Source organism: Flavobacterium sp. (assembly GCF_044338735.1).
GTDB lineage: Bacteria > Bacteroidota > Bacteroidia > Flavobacteriales > Flavobacteriaceae > Flavobacterium.
On the sequence record NZ_JBIIWV010000038.1, the window covers coordinates 1 to 16208 of the forward strand.

Genomic DNA, 16208 nt, shown 5'->3' on the forward strand with positions numbered 1-16208 from the left:
TGCATAATAATTAGAAGGTAAGGTTTTTCTAATTTTTTCACCTGTTCTAAACTCGTGCGCATAAGGATAGATTTCTTTTTTGGTAATATGATGAAAATCTAGACTGGCTTTTGCTACTGCGTCAAATGTTTTGTCCCAAGCAATTTCTGCTTTGCGTTTTAAATAAAATGATTTACGAATGGCAAAACTAGAATCTATATTTTTTGTAAATTGTTTTACATTCCGATCAAAAACATCATACATTGTACCTTTATCTTCTTCGTTTTTTAAGTACATTTCCATTAAAAAATTGTTTTTTTCATCACCACGACCACAAAAAACAATAGAATTGTCAAAATCAAAAGCATTCATTCGAACCATTAAACTATCGTTTTTATCAAAATAAACATATTGATATTCAGGTTCGTGCTTAAATGTATATAAACCTGGAGCTAACGAATCAAATTTATGCAGGAATCGATTGTTTTTGTCTAAATAAATAGTATCAAGGACAGCATTATCTTTTAGGAAAAGCACATAGTTCGTTTGTGGGTTTTGCACCTCACCACCAAAATATGCAACATAGTTTGCTGCTTCAAACTCCTTTTTACAGGAAGTGAAACAAGACAAAATCAGTATGTATAGGGGTAAAGTGTATTTAACGTAATTTTTAACCATGTACTTGATTATTTTATATAAAAACAAATGTATTAGTATTATTCAAACGAGCTTGTTAACATTCAGTTAAAATAAACCAAATATTAAATAGTAAGAAACCATTCAAAAATCTACTATTTTTACTACTTTTGCATCAGTTTTATAAAAATACAAAAATGTTAACAGTTTCAAATTTATCGGTTCAATTTGGTAAACGAATTTTATTCGATGAAGTAAATACAACGTTCACCCAAGGAAATTGCTACGGAATCATTGGTGCCAATGGTGCTGGGAAATCTACCTTCATGAAAATTATTTCAGGAGATATGGACCCAACATCGGGTCGCGTAATTCTTGAGCCTGGTAAAAGGATGTCGGTTTTAAATCAAAATCACAACTTATTTGACGAACATACGGTTTTAGAAACAGTATTGATGGGAAATAAAGTATTGCACACGATAAAATCTGAAATGGATGCTTTGTATGCCGATTATACCGATGAAAACGCTAACAGAATAGGCGAATTGCAATTACAGTTTGACGAAATGAATGGTTGGAATGCCGAAAGCGATGCTGGAAATATGTTATCTAATTTAGAAATTGGTACAGAACATCATTATACGTTAATGGCTGATTTAGACGGAAAATTGAAAGTTTGTGTGTTATTAGCACAAGCTTTATTTGGAAATCCAGATGTATTAATTATGGATGAGCCTACTAATGACTTGGATTTTGAAACTATTGGTTGGTTAGAGAATTTCTTAGCCAATTATGAAAATACCGTTTTAGTAGTATCGCATGACCGTCACTTTTTAGATGCAGTATGTACACACGTATCCGATATTGATTTTGGAAAAATTACACATTATTCGGGTAATTATACATTCTGGTATGAATCATCGCAATTAGCTGCGCGTCAAAAAGCACAACAAAATAAGAAAGCAGAAGAGAAAAAAGCAGAATTGGAAGAATTTATTCGTCGTTTTAGTGCGAATGTAGCCAAATCAAAACAAGCTACATCCCGTAAAAAAATGATCGAAAAATTAAATTTAGACGAGATTAAGCCTTCCAGCAGAAGATATCCTGCAATAATTTTTGATGTAGAAAGAGAAGCAGGTGATCAAATTTTAAATGTACAAGGTTTAGCCGCTTCAGTTGATGGTGAAACATTGTTTAAAAATGTTGATTTAAACATGGCTAAAGGCGATAAAATTGTAGTTTTTTCAAAAGACTCAAGAGCCACCTCTGCTTTTTATGAAATCTTAAACAATAAAATAACTGCTGATGCGGGTTCATTTGATTGGGGAATCACTACGACACAATCGTATTTACCGGTAGATAATCACGAATATTTTGATGGAATTGATTTAAATTTGGTGGATTGGTTGCGTCAATGGGTAAAAACCGAAGAAGAGCGCGATGAAGTATATGTTCGTGGATTCTTAGGAAAAATGATTTTTTCTGGTGAAGAAGCTTTAAAAAAATGTAACGTTTTATCTGGTGGAGAAAAAGTGCGTTGTATGTTATCACGTATGATGATGATTAGAGCAAATGTGTTAATGTTAGACGAACCTACAAATCACTTGGACTTAGAATCAATTACAGCTTTTAATAATTCCTTAAATAATTTTAAAGGTTCAATATTGTTCACTACTCATGACCACGAATTTGCACAAACCGTAGGTAACAGAATCTTAGAATTAACTCCAAATGGCGCCATCGACCGATACATGACATTTGATGAATATTTAGAAGATGAAAAAATAAAAGAATTAAGACAGAAAATGTATTCATAATATATTCCCGTTGCTAGTTTTAGTAACGGGATTTTTTTTACAATACGATTGCTATTAGAAATATAAATTCTAAATTTGTACAAACAACTAACTATGAGTCAAAAAGTTTTGCTCACTTCAAAAGAAGTACACATCATCTTGCATCGATTAGCTTGCCAACTAATTGAAAATCATCTAGATTTCTCAAACACAATTTTAATCGGTTTACAACCAAGAGGTAAATTCCTAGCCGAAAGAATCAAACAAATTTTAGAAACAGAATATAAAGTAACTGCAATCCAATTAGGATTTTTAGACATTACTTTTTTTAGAGATGATTTTAGAAAAAGCGAAAAACCATTAGAAGCAAATAAAACCCAAATCGATTTTTTAGTAGAAGATAAAAAAGTGGTTTTTATTGATGATGTATTATACACTGGAAGAAGTATTAATGCAGCCTTAACCGCCATTCAATCCTTTGGAAGACCTTCTGAAGTTGAACTTTTAACCTTAATTGACAGAAGATTTAGCCGTCATTTACCCATTCAACCTGATTATAGAGGCAGACAAGTAGATGCTATAAATAACGAAAAAGTATTAGTTAAATGGCTTGAAAACGATGGAGAAGACGCCGTTTATTTGGTAACAAAATAAAAACAGAAAATCCAAAGCAATGAAAGAATTATCAGTAAATCATTTAATCGGAATAAAACACATTACCAAACAAGATATTGATTTAATCTTCGAAACTGCTGACCAGTTTAAAGAAGTTATCAATCGGCCTATTAAAAAAGTGCCCTCATTACGGGATGTAACTATTGCTAACATTTTCTTTGAAAACAGTACGCGAACTAAACTTTCTTTTGAATTAGCACAAAAGCGTTTATCTGCAGATGTTATAAGTTTTTCTGCAGCACAGTCTTCAGTAAAAAAAGGAGAAACCTTAATAGATACGGTAAACAATATCTTATCAATGAAAGTAGATATGGTGGTAATGCGCCACAGCAGCCCAGGAGCTGCTCATTTTTTGTCTCAAAATGTAAAGGCAAGTATTGTAAACGCAGGAGATGGAGCTCATGAACATCCAACACAAGCCTTATTGGATAGTTTTACAATTAGAGAAAAGTTAGGAGATGTTGGCGGAAAGAAAATTGTAATTGTGGGTGATATTTTACACTCAAGAGTTGCCTTATCAAATATCTTTGCACTACAAATGCAAGGCGCCGAAGTAAAAGTGTGCGGACCAAAAACATTGATGCCTAAGCACATTGAATCACTTGGAGTAAAAGTTGAATCAAACTTACGTAAAGCATTAGAATGGTGTGATGTAGCTAATATGTTACGTGTTCAAAACGAACGTTTAGATGTGAGTTATTTTCCAACTACTAGAGAATACACTCAACAATATGGAGTAACGAAAGAGCTATTAGATTCGCTCAACAAAGAAATCGTAATCATGCACCCAGGGCCAATCAACAGAGGAGTTGAAATTACTTCTGATGTTGCCGATTCGCAACAATCGGTGATTTTAGATCAAGTAGAAAATGGAGTGGCAGTGCGAATGGCGGTAATTTATTTGTTAGCTTCAAAAATTAAACAATAATGAACGTAGAGCATAAAGAAAATCAGACTGTTATAAAGGATACACATGATAATATTGTTTCTTTTTCGGAAGATTTATTAAATGAATTGACTGATTTTAAAGATCAAAATCTAATTATTGATTTAACGCACAATTCAAACATAACCAGTACTTCAATAAAACAATTTGTTCAAATTTCAAAATTGCATAAAAAAAATAATAAATCGTTTGTAATCGTTGCAAACACTATTGATTATAACTCAGTTCCAGTTTCTTTAACTCTGGTGCCAACTATTTTGGAGGCGCACGACATCATCAATATGGAAGAAATTGAACGTGATTTAGGATTTTAATTATATGAAAATATCAAAAACAACTCTTATTTATTTGTATGCCATTGCTTTATTTGCAATGACATTTTTATTAGCAAAAAGTATCATAACATCTTTTAAAACAAATGATTATGATTATTTTAAACTAATTGCAAATGGTCTAATTATGCTATATTTTATTATAAAAATAGTCAAATTAGGAAAAGAACAAAATAATCAAGATAGTTCATCATTAAAATAGATAGCAGGTACCTTAAGGAAGATGAAACTAAACATACTTGGCTGTTATGCTGCCACACCAAGAACCATAACCAATCCCACCTCACAAGTTTTAGAAATAAGAAACCATTTGTTTCTAATTGATTGTGGCGAAGGAACTCAAGTCCAATTGCGAAAGCATAAAATCAAGTTTTCTCGCATCAATCATATTTTTATATCGCACCTTCACGGGGATCATTTTTATGGATTGATCGGTTTGATTTCGACGTTTATGTTGCTCAATCGTGAAAATGATTTACACGTTTATGGACCCAAAGGAATCAAAGAAATCATTTTATTACAATTGCGTGCTTCGGGTTCGTATACAGGTTATAATTTGTATTTCCACGAACTAGAATCTAAAATAAGTGAAGTCATTTTTGAAGATGAAACGCTAATTGTTACAACTATTCCATTAAATCATCGCGTGTATACTAACGGATTTTTATTTCAAGAAAAAGTAGGTAAACGCCATTTGAACGTTGAAGCGGTCGCCCATTATAAAATTGAAAAAGTATATTTTGATAAAATAAAAGCAGGAGGTAGTGTTACTTTAGATTCGGGAGAAGTAATTGGAAATGAGTTACTTTCATTACCTCCAGACCCAACTAAAAGTTATGCTTTTTGTAGTGATACCCAATATGATGAATCTATTATTCCCATCATAAAAGAAGTTGATGTACTCTATCACGAAGCTACTTTTTTAGATTCGGAAGCACACTTTACCGAAAAAACAAAACACGCTACTGCAAAAGAAGCAGCTCAAATTGCGAAGTTAGCCAATGTAAAACAACTGATTTTAGGACATTATTCCACGCGTTATGGTGCTATCGAACCTTTTAAAACGGAAGCGCAGACTATTTTTGAAAACGTACTTTTAGCAGACGACGGAAAAGAATTTGAATTTTAATATGATACAAACAGTAATTTTTGATATGGATGGCGTAATTGTAGATACCGAACCAGTACATCATTATGCCTATTACCAACATTTCAATGAGTTAAACATTGAAGTTTCTGATGAAATGTATCGATCGTTTACAGGTAATTCCACTCGAAATATCTTTCAGAAATTAAAAACACATTTCGATTTACAAGAAGATGTGGAAGATTTAATTTTGAGAAAACGTCATTTATTCAATGAAGCTTTTGATTTGAAAGAAGATTTATATCTGATTGAAGGAGTAGAGGATTTAATTAAGGATTTATACAATAACGAAATCCAATTGATTGTAGCTTCATCAGCATCAAATGTTACGATTAATCGCGTTTTTACCCGTTTTAATTTGCATCAATATTTTACCCAAATTGTTTCGGGTGAAGATTTTCCAAAATCAAAACCACATCCTGCGATTTTTTTGCACGCTGCGAGTTTATCTAACGCTCCAAAAGAAAATTGTATTGTAATCGAAGACAGCACTAACGGTATTCAAGCTGCAGTTTCAGCAGGAATTTTTTGTGTAGGTTACGATAGTTTTCATTCCAAAGACCAAGATTTATCAAAAGCAAACAGGGTAATTCAGCACTTTAAGGAATTGAATTTTGAAAACATTATAAATATTAATTAACCAACTGCTTCTTTATATACTCTCAAGCAACGCTCTCTAGCTTCTTTGTGGTCTACAATAGGTTTAGGATAATTATCGGTGTTTAATTCTGGTATCCATTTTTTAATGTACTCCAAGTCTTTATCAAATTTCTTAATTTGTTCTGTGGGGTTGAAGATTCTAAAATACGGTGCAGCATCCACTCCAGAACCTGCAGCCCATTGCCAATTCCCAACATTGCTCGACATTTCGTAATCCAACAATTTTTGAGCAAAGTACGTTTCACCCCAACGCCAATCAATGAGTAAATGTTTGCATAAAAAACTCGCCACAATCATACGCACCCGATTGTGCATGTGCCCCGTTGCGTTTAATTCGCGCATGCCCGCATCTACAAACGGATAACCGGTTTTTCCTTCGCACCATTTTTGAAACAATACTTCATTGTTGTCCCATCGAATCGCATCATATTTCGGTCTGAAACTACCATTTTTGGTATGGGGAAAATGCCACAATATTTGCATGAAGAATTCGCGCCAAATCAATTCGTTCCAAAACGTTTCGTTGTTTTCTGCAATCGCTTTTTCAATCATTTTACGTATGGAAACCGCACCAAAGCGAAGATAAATTCCTAAATAAGAGGTTTTATTTACCGCAGGAAAATTTCGTGTAGCTTCATAATTCTGAATTAAAGTTGCAGAAACATTAAAAGGCGTGATTTTAATGGTTGATTTTTCAAACCCAATATCAGTTAGCGATAAGAAAGGGTAGGAGTGCTTCGAAATTTTATCCAATTTTTCTTCCGATGGATAATGAACTAATTTAATCTTCTTGAAGTTTTCTTTCCATTTTTTTGAATAGGGTGTAAACACCACATAAGGCGTTCCGTCATCTTTTACGACTTCGCTTTTTTCAAAAATAACTTGATCTTTACTAGTCAGGAATGAAATAGTATGGGCTGTAAATAATTGATTCAACTCTTTATCCCGATTGCGCGCATAAGGTTCGTAATCATGATTGGTATACACCGCCGAAATTTTATTTTCAGTAATTAGTTTTTCAAAAACTTCAATCGGCTTTCCATGAAATACCGCTAACGATTTACCAATTTTATTTAATTCTGATTGGATTTTTTCTAATTGTTCGTGAATAAAACTAACACGAGCATCATCTTTTGGAAGTTGCGATAAAATATGCTCATCAAAAATAAAAATAGGAAGTACTTCTTCAATACTATTCAAAGCATGAAAAAGACCTACGTTATCCTCAATTCTTAAATCGCGTCTAAACCAAAAAATATTCATTTTTACTATTATTATCCGTTGACCAATAAAGTCGACATACCGCCATCTACATGAAACACTTGTCCAGAAATCCAACTGCTTTTTTCGCTTAATAAGAAAGTTGCCATTTGAGCGCTGTCTTCTGGTGTTCCAAATCGTTTCAATGGATGACGCTCGGCAGATTTTTCTTGTTTGGTTTCGTTGTTCAAGAATTTATCAGCTAGTGGTGTATCGGTTAAAGAAGGTGCAATCACGTTGACTCTAATCTTAGGTGCATATTCAGCCGCTAATGCTTTTGCAAAACCTTCAATAGCTCCTTTTGCAGCCGCTACACTAGTATGAAAAGGCATTCCCATCGTTGCTGCAACACTACTGAATAATACAATGCTCGATTGTTCGCCAGCGGTTAAATTAGGCAATACGGCCTGAATAACTTTTATCAAACTAATAAAATTAATCTGTAAATCAGCTTCAAAGGCTTCGGGTTTTAATCCTCTAAACGGACGCAAATTAATACTTCCTGGGCAATACACCAATCCATCAATAACGGCAGGTAGTTGTGACGTGTCCAAACTATCAGTCGTAGCATCAAAGGGTATGTGGGTGACGTTTAATCCCGCTAAATTTTCATTGGTTCTTGAAGCTACAAATAGCTTATTATCGTTCTGAAGTTCTTTTGCTATGGCTAATCCGATGCCGTATGAACCGCCTATTAATAGTATATTTTTCATATATTGGAATTTTAACTTTTAAATTCACCAAATAATTCAATTAATTTTTTTCTTCTATAATTAAAAATTTCATCTAGTTTTGGTTTCACCAAAAAAGGATGCACTAATTGCCCTAAAATCCCCATAGGTACTTTATAATCTATAATATCTTCCATTTCAACGCCACCCTGAATTTCTTTAATGAAATGTTTGTGATGCCATAATGCATAAGGTCCAAAGCGTTGCTCATCTACAAAATACTGTTTGTTTACCACATGGGTAATTTCGGTAACCCATTTAGTAGGAATGCCTAAAACTGGCGTTACAATGTATTGGATAATTTGTCCTGGAAACATTGGTCTGTCGGCTCCTGACAAAATTTTAAATCCCATATATTCTGGGGTAATTTTTTGTAAATTTTTTGGATCCGATAATAACTCCCATGCTTCATCTAAGCTAATAGGTAAGTTTTGTTTGGTGTGTAAACGGTATATTTTCATATAATCTTTATTTGTTGTAAAGTTATTAAAATTGTTCAACATAAAAACTAAAACATTAAACAAAATAATCTATTTAAGTAATAATTAACATTTGGTTCAAATACAATTTGTAATTTTGGAAGACTAAAAAATTAAATCATGAAAAAAATAAGTATTTTATTGGCACTTTTGTTAGCCAATTTTTATGTTACAGCACAAGTTAAAACTCCTCAAGCGAGTCCATTAGCTAAAATTGATCAAGTGGTAGGATTGACAAATATTCAAGTTGAGTATTCTAGACCTAGTGCAAAAGGAAGAACCGTTTATGGCGATTTAGTTCCATTTGGCAAACTTTGGAGAACCGGTGCCAACAATAACACTACCATTTCTTTTAGCGAAGACACTAAAATAGCGGGTAAAGAACTTAAGAAAGGAAAATATGCATTATTCACAACTCCTAAAGCTGATAGTTGGGATGTTATTTTTTACTCTGAAACCAATAACTGGGGATTACCAGAAGAATGGAATGATTCAAAAGTAGCTCTTTCAGTAAGTATTAAGCCTGAAACTACTACAAAATCAGTGGAGTCGTTTTCTATTTTTCTAAATAATTTAACCAATGATGCAGGGGTGATTGAATTATCATGGGAGCGCACATTGGTAAGTATTCCATTTACAGTTCCTACACAAGAGGCTGCAATGAAGAGTATTGAAAAAACGTTAGCGGGTCCTGCTGCAGGTGATTATTTTGCAGCAGCACAATATTTTTACCAGTCGAATAATGATTTAAATAAAGCCTTAACGTGGGTAAATACCGCAATAAGCTTAATGCCTAAAGATAAAGATGTACCGTATTGGTATTTGCGTTTGAAATCATTAATTCAAGCGAAATCAGGTGATAAAAAAGGAGCTATTGCAACGGCTAAAGAATCGTTAACCCTAGCGACTAAAGCAGGGAATGGTGATTATGAAAAAATGAATAAAGACAGCATAGCTGAATGGTCTAAATAATTTTAGATTGTATTAAATAAAAAGTCCAGTAGTTTTACTGGACTTTTTTTATGCTTTAGTTCGGAAGGCTTTTTGCAGCAAAAATGCAATACTAATGGTTAACAGTACCCCAATTAAATTCAACCATAAATACCCTAACTTTTCACTTTCATTGGATTCAAACAAAATGTATTTAAGAAAAATAAGTATTACAATAGTTTGACTGATCAAACCACTATAGAACGCTGCTTTTCCTTTGATGTAGTGAAAATAAAATCCAATAAGAAATATGCCTAAAACCGTTCCATAAAAAATGGATCCAATGATGTTGACCAACTGAATTAAATTCTCAAATAGCGATGAAACACAAGCAAAACCAATGGCGATGATTCCCCAAAACAAGGTGAAATATTGTGTAGCTACTACATATTGTTTTTCTGTTTTTACAGTTACATTGGGTTTGTATAAATCAATTGCGGAAGTAGCCGCTAATGAATTTAATCCCGAAGCACTAGAAGACATCGCAGCGCTGATAATAACAGCTAGTAACAATCCCAACAGGCCTTTAGGCAAGTAATTCATTATGAAATATAAAAACACATAGTCTTTGTCATTAGTTTCGGCACTATCATCGGCCTTAGAAATTATTTCTTTTGCTGTATTTCGTAATTCTTTCTCTTCCAACGAAAGCGCAATCATTTTTTTTCGAAGCGTAGGATTGTCATAAGCATTGTGCTTTAACTGTTCGATGTAAATTTGATTCACTACTTTTTTATCAATATTGATTTGGTTGAGTTCTGATTCAAGCGCTTCATATTCCTTTTTTTGATCCGATTGCAATACTTTTTCTACATTGGTTGGATTAAAATGCAATGGAGCATCATTAAATTGGAAGAATACAAAAACCAATACTCCAGTTAATAGAATAAAGAATTGCATGGGTACTTTTAAAAGACCATTCATGATGAGTCCCATTTGACTCTCTTTAATCGATTTTCCCGAAAGGTAGCGTCCTACTTGTGATTGATCGGTTCCAAAATAAGAAAGCATTAAGAAAAAACCACCAGTAATTCCGCTCCAAACCGTATAGCGGGTTTCAGGATTATAGGAGAAATCTAAAATATCCATTTTACCATTGGCACCCGCAATATGCAGCACATTTGAAAAATCAACATCTTCTGGTAAATAGGCTAAAATGACAAAAAAAGTAATGAACATCCCCGACATGATGACAAACATTTGTTGCTTTTGGGTAACATTCACTGCTTTTGTACCGCCCGTAACCGTGTAGATAATTACTAATACGCCAATAAAAATGTTTAAGAACGTTAAATTCCAACCCAATAATGCCGATAAAATAATGGAAGGCGCATAAATAGTAATTCCAGTTCCCAGTCCTCTTTGAATTAAAAACAAGACAGCTGCTAAGGTGCGGGTTTGAACATTAAAGCGTTGCTCTAAATATTCATAAGCAGTATAGACTTTCAGACGGTGGTATATAGGAATGAACGTATAGGCAATAACAATCATGGCTATTGGTAATCCAAAATAAAATTGCACAAATCCCATGCCGTCGTGATAGGCTTGACCAGGTGTCGATAGGAAAGTAATCGCACTTGCTTGGGTTGCCATTACAGATACTCCAACAGTAAACCAAGGGGTTTCATTGTTGTCTAATAAGTAATCTTTTACTGTAGCGCTCCCTTTGGTTTTTACAACACCATACACTACAATAAAAAATAGGGTAGTAGATAATACAATCCAATCTAAAATTTCCATACTAGTTGTAAATTTCCATTAGTAAATAGAAAATTAAAATATATAAAGCATTTAGAATCAAAACGATGCTATAGCTTTTTTTCCATTTATGTTTTTGTTGTTCCATATTTTAGTTTTTTCTAAATTCCCACACCCAACATCCATCATCCATCACCCATCATCCATCATCCATCACCCATCATTACTCCAACGCAATCATATTCGCTAGTAATCGATAAGCACCACTAACGCCTTCGGGTAATTCTCTAAAGAAACTCAATCCGGTATAGATGTAATTTCCTTTACCATATTTGGCAATCAATAAGCATCCATTTTTAGGAGTTTCTCCAGCATCATTTGCTGCTAATATAGGAATAAATTCAGTTCCCCATTTGTTCGGATAATACAATCCTTGTTCTTGTACCCAGCCAGTGAAATCGTTTTCAGTAATCTTATTGGGATGATTTAGCACTCGATGTTCTGGAGCTAAAAAGGTAACCTGAGCCTTTTCATTGGTCACACGATCGTTGGATAGTTTTAATTCATAAGGCGCTACTTCTTTGGTGACTAAACCATTAGTTGTATTGTATTGTACAATTAAATTGCCACCATTGAACACATATTCAAATACTATTTTGTTTTTATATTTTAGTTCATCAAGCACATTAAAGGCTCTTATGCCCAGAATTACAGCATCAAATGCGGAAAGTTTTTCAAGCGTAATTGCATCGGGTTGTATCAAAGTAACCGTATATCCTAAATTTTCTAAACTTTTAGGAACTTCATCGCCTGCACCCATAATATAGCCAATCGTTTTTGCTTTGGTTTCAATAGACAATTTAACCAGTTTGGCTTCTGAAGGCACTAAAATAGTTTGCTTTGGAATATGAGGATATTGAATAGTAATTAATTCCGCATCAATAGTTTGGTTGTCTATTTCAACCAGTGCTTTGAGCCTAGTCGTTACCTCTTTTTTTCCAGGGAATACTTTAAACGTGAATTTTTGATCTTCGTTTTTAGCCGCAATAGTAAACGGAATTGCTGTTGGACTCGCACTCCAATCTTCGGGAAGTTGTAACGATAATTTTCCTGAAACACCTGCACGATGCGCTTTAACGACCACGCTAATTTCTTTAGGTTGTGTGCTGTTAAAAATCACAACTTTTGGAGCAATGGCAGTAGTTACACTCGGCAATACAGTAAATGGTACATAGGTTTCTCCATCGTCAGGATTATTGAATTTATAACTGATATTTTTAACAAATTCAATTTGAGTACCTTCAATTTCTAGCGTGAATACAACCGGATAATTACTTGAAATTTCGGGCAGTATTCTTAAGGATTTATCGGATACGCGATACATTCCTTCTGATTTTTTTTCTTTAAGCCAAAACAAATTGGAATAATCGGTAGTACTTGCTATAGCGCAATCTTTGAACTGAAAATTGAGTTTTTCATTGTTTTTTAAAAGCACATTTTTAGTGGCATCTTGAATATTCAGTGCGCTTACACTTATTAATTTAACGGTTGACGCACTTCTATTAATGACTTCAAACGTAAGGTTGAACTTGCTGTCTTTTGTAGTAGTTTCGGTATCGGCAACCGCTTCCATAAATAAGCCACTGCACGCTTCTATAATTTTCAGAATTTGTTTGCTTTTTATGGCTTTCCAATGGCTATCTTCAAGTTTTTGAATCAAATTGTAGGCGGCTACTAAATTAGGAATATGCACTGATGGGTTTTCAAAGTTGAAGTTGTTCTCCACTGCATAGAGCAGCACTCCAATTTCTTTTCCGCCTGAGATGCGATTCCAAGTGGTGTCAATGCCTTCAAATATCGAACTGTTTTTCGGAAAATCACCTTTTAATAAATCTAAATATTCGGTTTCTTCTCCCCGTGATCCCAGCGTTCCAAAGCCTTGACATTTATGCTGACTTCGGCTTAATGCCGCAATTTCATTATTACTTTTTCCTTTCAACGGATAAAACACATTGGAATTGATTGCCATTAAATTGGTTTTGTCGGCTGCTTCAAAGGCTTCCTGACTTCCATAAAACCACCATGAAGTATTAAAAAACACTCTTTTTGGCTGATAAGGAGTTAGGGCATACGCTTCTAAACTCAACTGTGCCGATGCGGTATGATGGCCGTGAGTGGATCCAGGCGTGTTGTGTGCAAATCGATTGATGAAGATGTCGGGGCGAAAGGTTTCAATTACTTGCAGTACATCTTCTAATACTTCGTTTTTGTTCCAAATCGAGAAGGTTTCATTCGGTTCTTTTGAAAAACCAAAATCATTCGCACGGGTAAAAAACTGTTCGCCACCATCTATTCTTCGTGCGGCTAATAATTCTTGTGTACGAATGGCGCCTAATTTCTCTCTAAGTTCGGTGCCAATTAAGTTTTGACCGCCATCACCTCGGGTTAACGATAAATAGGCAGTTTGAGCATGATACTGATTGGAAAAATAAGTGATTAATTTAGTATTTTCATCATCTGGATGCGCCGCTACATACAATACTTTCCCTAGAAAGTTGAGCTTTTGTACTTGCTCATAAATGTCAACCGAATTGAGTTTCTGTGGTGCTTGAGCCCATAGAAGGGTCGAGCAACAAACAAGAACCAGCAACGTATATTTTTTTAGCATACTAAATTGTGTTTAATCAAAAAATTCTTTTTCCTCTGCAACTCTGTAAATTACCGATATTCCTTTTTGCATTAAAAGGTTGTTAGGGTACGTAATGAGTTCGTCATCACTCGATTGTAAAATAATATAAAACGCTTTTACATCCATGATTTCGCCTTCCACAGGAAAGTCTTTGTCGTGTATTTTTATTTTATCGCCTATCTTGAACGGATAGGAAAAAAAGATGATGATTCCCGCAGAAATATTACTTAAAATAGACCATTGGGCAAACGCTGCCACACCCACCACTGCAAGTACTGAAGAGGTAATCAACAAGATTTGATCTTTCTTCACACCCCAAATGATGACGATTGAGATAAAAGCTAAGATATTGATGAGTATATGAATGTATTTAACAACCAAGTTTGTTCGATGTTCTAATATCGAATTACTTTTGGCGTATTTTCGGACAATCTTTGTACTGCTTATTCTAAAAAAGAAATATAAAACCAGTACGATTAACGTTCCAATTTCTTCATGTAAATACGGATTTTCAACTATTTTAAACATAACTAAGTAATTTTTGATACAGTAATTCGGTAGGCAATCCTACCACGTTTGTATACGATCCTTCAATTTTTGAAATACCTATTAACCCAATCCAATCTTGTATGCCATAGCTACCGGCTTTGTCAAAGGGCTGGTACTGTTCTAAATAATACCGAATGGCTGCTTCAGAAAGGGTAGTAAAAGTAACTTTGGTAATACAATGAAACACTTCGGTTTTTGCAATCGATTTTATACAAACCGAAGTAATGACCTCATGAGTTTTATTCGATAATTTTTGCAACATTGCAAAGGCATCGTCGGCATCGGTTGGTTTACCTAAAGCGCTTTCATTTAGCCAAACAATAGTGTCGCTCGTTATTAAGAGGTCGTTGGTGTCTAATTCCTTTTCAAAAGCGTTGGCTTTCAATTCGGCTAAAAAATTCGTTATTTCGGCTCCTTGCAATCCATCAGGATATACTTCCTCAATTTCTTTTAAGCGAATGGAATAAGATAAGTCCAGATCTTTAAAAAACTGTTGCCTTCTGGGTGAACCCGATGCTAAAATAATATTTTTATGTGCCAGTAGTTCTTTAAGCATGTTTCAACGTATATACAATAACAGCAACAGAAAGAATACTGCAAAATAAAACCACTTGTAGCAAGCGTTCTAAAAGTGCAAATTCCTTTCGGGTGGTGCTGGTAATTAATTTTATTCCTATGAATAATAAGGGTCCAACCATTGTTAACAATATAAAACTAAGGGCAATGGTTAATTCAAATAAAAACGCATTGCAATAAAACAGTATGGCAACAAGAACGACTAACAACAGTAAACCAACTAAACTCTTTGCTTTGATTAAACCAAAGCGAGTTGCTACCGTGTTGTTGCCTAGCATGTCATCGGTTTCTTTGTTTTTTAAATCGTGCAGCAGTTCTTTGATAAGGGTTAAGCCAAAACCTAACACAGCATAATCAATAAGAATGCCAAACACTTCACTCATGCGCACTTTATTTGCGGCATCAGTAGCCGGAAAAACATCAAACAAGGCAATAACTGCAATGCTTATCGCAACCAATAGCGCTGTAATGCAATTGCTTACTAACGGAATTTGCTTCAAGTTGGTAGCTTGAACATAGAGTAGGGTAGCTACCAATACAAATAGGGAAGCAAATGTAGGTTTGTAAATAACATTGGCTAAGTAAAAACCAATACCCACGCCTACAATGGTTAAACCAATGTACCAGTTATAAGCCGCCGCTTCAGAGATTGTGGCGCCTACGAGTCGGTATTTCGGTTGTTTGATTTCGTCTTCTTCATAATTCATAATGTGTTGCATCACAGCTCCACCTGCAGCAATACAAACCGTTGACAATACTAAAAGTAAGTAGTTGAAATCGGTTAGCGCTAAATCAATATAAGATTGCGTTAAAAATAAATACCGAAAAACCAATTGCATCATTACAAGCAATAGTAGGTTTTGGTATTTTATGAGTTTTAAGTATTTCATTTTTGGTTTTCGGTTTTCTTATTCCATTTCAACATTCGTTGTTACTATTTTCCTACTGTTAAATTTTAACCACATAGACACATAGATTATATAGTGTTGCATTGTGTTGAGGCGTTGCACTTAGCAAAGTTCATATAGAAACAACGTTTTGTTTGTGGTCGGTTTTCATGTTTAG

General features: G+C 34.2%; 15 protein-coding genes and 1 pseudogene. 7 read left to right on the forward strand and 9 right to left on the reverse strand.

Features of this window, described 5'->3' with window-relative positions; genetic code table 11:
• Positions 1-609 (reverse strand): annotated as a pseudogene (locus ACIQZC_RS04155) (hypothetical protein); the annotation flags it as partial.
• Between the two features lie 203 nt (positions 610-812).
• Here ACIQZC_RS04155 and ACIQZC_RS04160 point away from each other — a divergent pair.
• From ACIQZC_RS04160 to ACIQZC_RS04185, 6 genes are all read left to right on the forward strand, one after another.
• Positions 813-2432 carry an ABC-F family ATP-binding cassette domain-containing protein gene (locus ACIQZC_RS04160; RefSeq protein ID WP_396137981.1) on the forward strand — a complete coding sequence of 540 codons (1620 nt, stop codon included), beginning with the start codon at positions 813-815 and terminating at the stop codon, positions 2430-2432.
• A 93-nt stretch (positions 2433-2525) separates the two neighbouring features.
• Positions 2526-3065, forward strand: a complete 540-nt coding sequence (gene pyrR, locus ACIQZC_RS04165) for a bifunctional pyr operon transcriptional regulator/uracil phosphoribosyltransferase PyrR (protein ID WP_396137982.1) — start codon at positions 2526-2528, stop codon at positions 3063-3065.
• Positions 3066-3084: 19 nt separating this feature from the next.
• Positions 3085-4014: an aspartate carbamoyltransferase catalytic subunit gene (locus tag ACIQZC_RS04170; protein WP_396137983.1), complete on the forward strand. Its 930-nt coding sequence runs from the start codon at positions 3085-3087 to the stop codon at positions 4012-4014.
• Entirely contained in the window at positions 4014-4346 is a 333-nt protein-coding gene (locus ACIQZC_RS04175) for a ribonuclease Z (RefSeq protein ID WP_396137984.1), read from the forward strand. Before ACIQZC_RS04170 ends, ACIQZC_RS04175 begins: the two co-directional genes overlap by 1 nt.
• Before the next feature lie 241 nt (positions 4347-4587).
• Entirely contained in the window at positions 4588-5493 is a 906-nt protein-coding gene (locus ACIQZC_RS04180; protein WP_396137985.1) for a ribonuclease Z, read from the forward strand.
• 1 nt (position 5494) lies between these two features.
• Positions 5495-6151 (forward strand): HAD family hydrolase, encoded by a 657-nt coding sequence (locus tag ACIQZC_RS04185; protein ID WP_396137986.1) that lies wholly within the window; start codon positions 5495-5497, stop codon positions 6149-6151.
• On the opposite strand, the gene ACIQZC_RS04190 is transcribed toward ACIQZC_RS04185, so the two are convergent.
• Genes ACIQZC_RS04190 through ACIQZC_RS04200 form a run of 3 tightly spaced genes read right to left on the reverse strand, consistent with a single transcriptional unit; the run spans position 6148 to position 8623 of the window.
• Entirely contained in the window at positions 6148-7434 is a 1287-nt protein-coding gene (locus ACIQZC_RS04190; protein ID WP_396137987.1) for a cryptochrome/photolyase family protein, read from the reverse strand. The two genes, ACIQZC_RS04185 and ACIQZC_RS04190, sit on opposite strands and share 4 nt — an antisense overlap.
• Positions 7435-7445: 11 nt before the next feature.
• Positions 7446-8144, reverse strand: coding sequence for an SDR family NAD(P)-dependent oxidoreductase (locus ACIQZC_RS04195; protein WP_396137988.1), 699 nt, complete (start codon positions 8142-8144; stop codon positions 7446-7448).
• 11 nt (positions 8145-8155) lie between these two features.
• Entirely contained in the window at positions 8156-8623 is a 468-nt protein-coding gene (locus ACIQZC_RS04200; protein ID WP_396137989.1) for a cell division inhibitor, read from the reverse strand.
• Between the two features lie 138 nt (positions 8624-8761).
• On the opposite strand from ACIQZC_RS04200, the gene ACIQZC_RS04205 reads away from it, so the two are divergent.
• Positions 8762-9613: a DUF2911 domain-containing protein gene (locus ACIQZC_RS04205; RefSeq protein ID WP_396137990.1), complete on the forward strand. Its 852-nt coding sequence runs from the start codon at positions 8762-8764 to the stop codon at positions 9611-9613.
• Positions 9614-9661: 48 nt separating this feature from the next.
• Here ACIQZC_RS04205 and ACIQZC_RS04210 read toward each other — a convergent pair whose 3' ends face one another.
• The 5 genes from ACIQZC_RS04210 to ACIQZC_RS04230 all read right to left on the reverse strand — a co-directional run bounded on the left by ACIQZC_RS04210 (position 9662) and on the right by ACIQZC_RS04230 (position 16033).
• On the reverse strand, positions 9662-11371 hold the full coding sequence (locus ACIQZC_RS04210; RefSeq protein ID WP_396137991.1) for a sodium:solute symporter: 1710 nt from the start codon (positions 11369-11371) through the stop codon (positions 9662-9664).
• Positions 11372-11552: 181 nt separating this feature from the next.
• Positions 11553-13997, reverse strand: a complete 2445-nt coding sequence (locus ACIQZC_RS04215; protein ID WP_396137992.1) for a PIG-L family deacetylase — start codon at positions 13995-13997, stop codon at positions 11553-11555.
• A 12-nt stretch (positions 13998-14009) separates the two neighbouring features.
• Complete coding sequence (locus ACIQZC_RS04220) at positions 14010-14546, reverse strand: mechanosensitive ion channel domain-containing protein (RefSeq protein ID WP_396137993.1); 537 nt, start codon at positions 14544-14546, stop codon at positions 14010-14012.
• Positions 14539-15123 (reverse strand): Maf family nucleotide pyrophosphatase, encoded by a 585-nt coding sequence (locus ACIQZC_RS04225; RefSeq protein ID WP_396137994.1) that lies wholly within the window; start codon positions 15121-15123, stop codon positions 14539-14541. The genes ACIQZC_RS04220 and ACIQZC_RS04225 overlap by 8 nt, the downstream gene beginning before the upstream one ends.
• The gene (locus ACIQZC_RS04230) at positions 15116-16033 is read right to left on the reverse strand and encodes a geranylgeranylglycerol-phosphate geranylgeranyltransferase (protein ID WP_396137995.1); all 918 of its coding nucleotides are present in this window, start codon (positions 16031-16033) and stop codon (positions 15116-15118) included. The genes ACIQZC_RS04225 and ACIQZC_RS04230 overlap by 8 nt, the downstream gene beginning before the upstream one ends.
• Between the last annotated feature and the right edge of the window lie 175 nt (positions 16034-16208).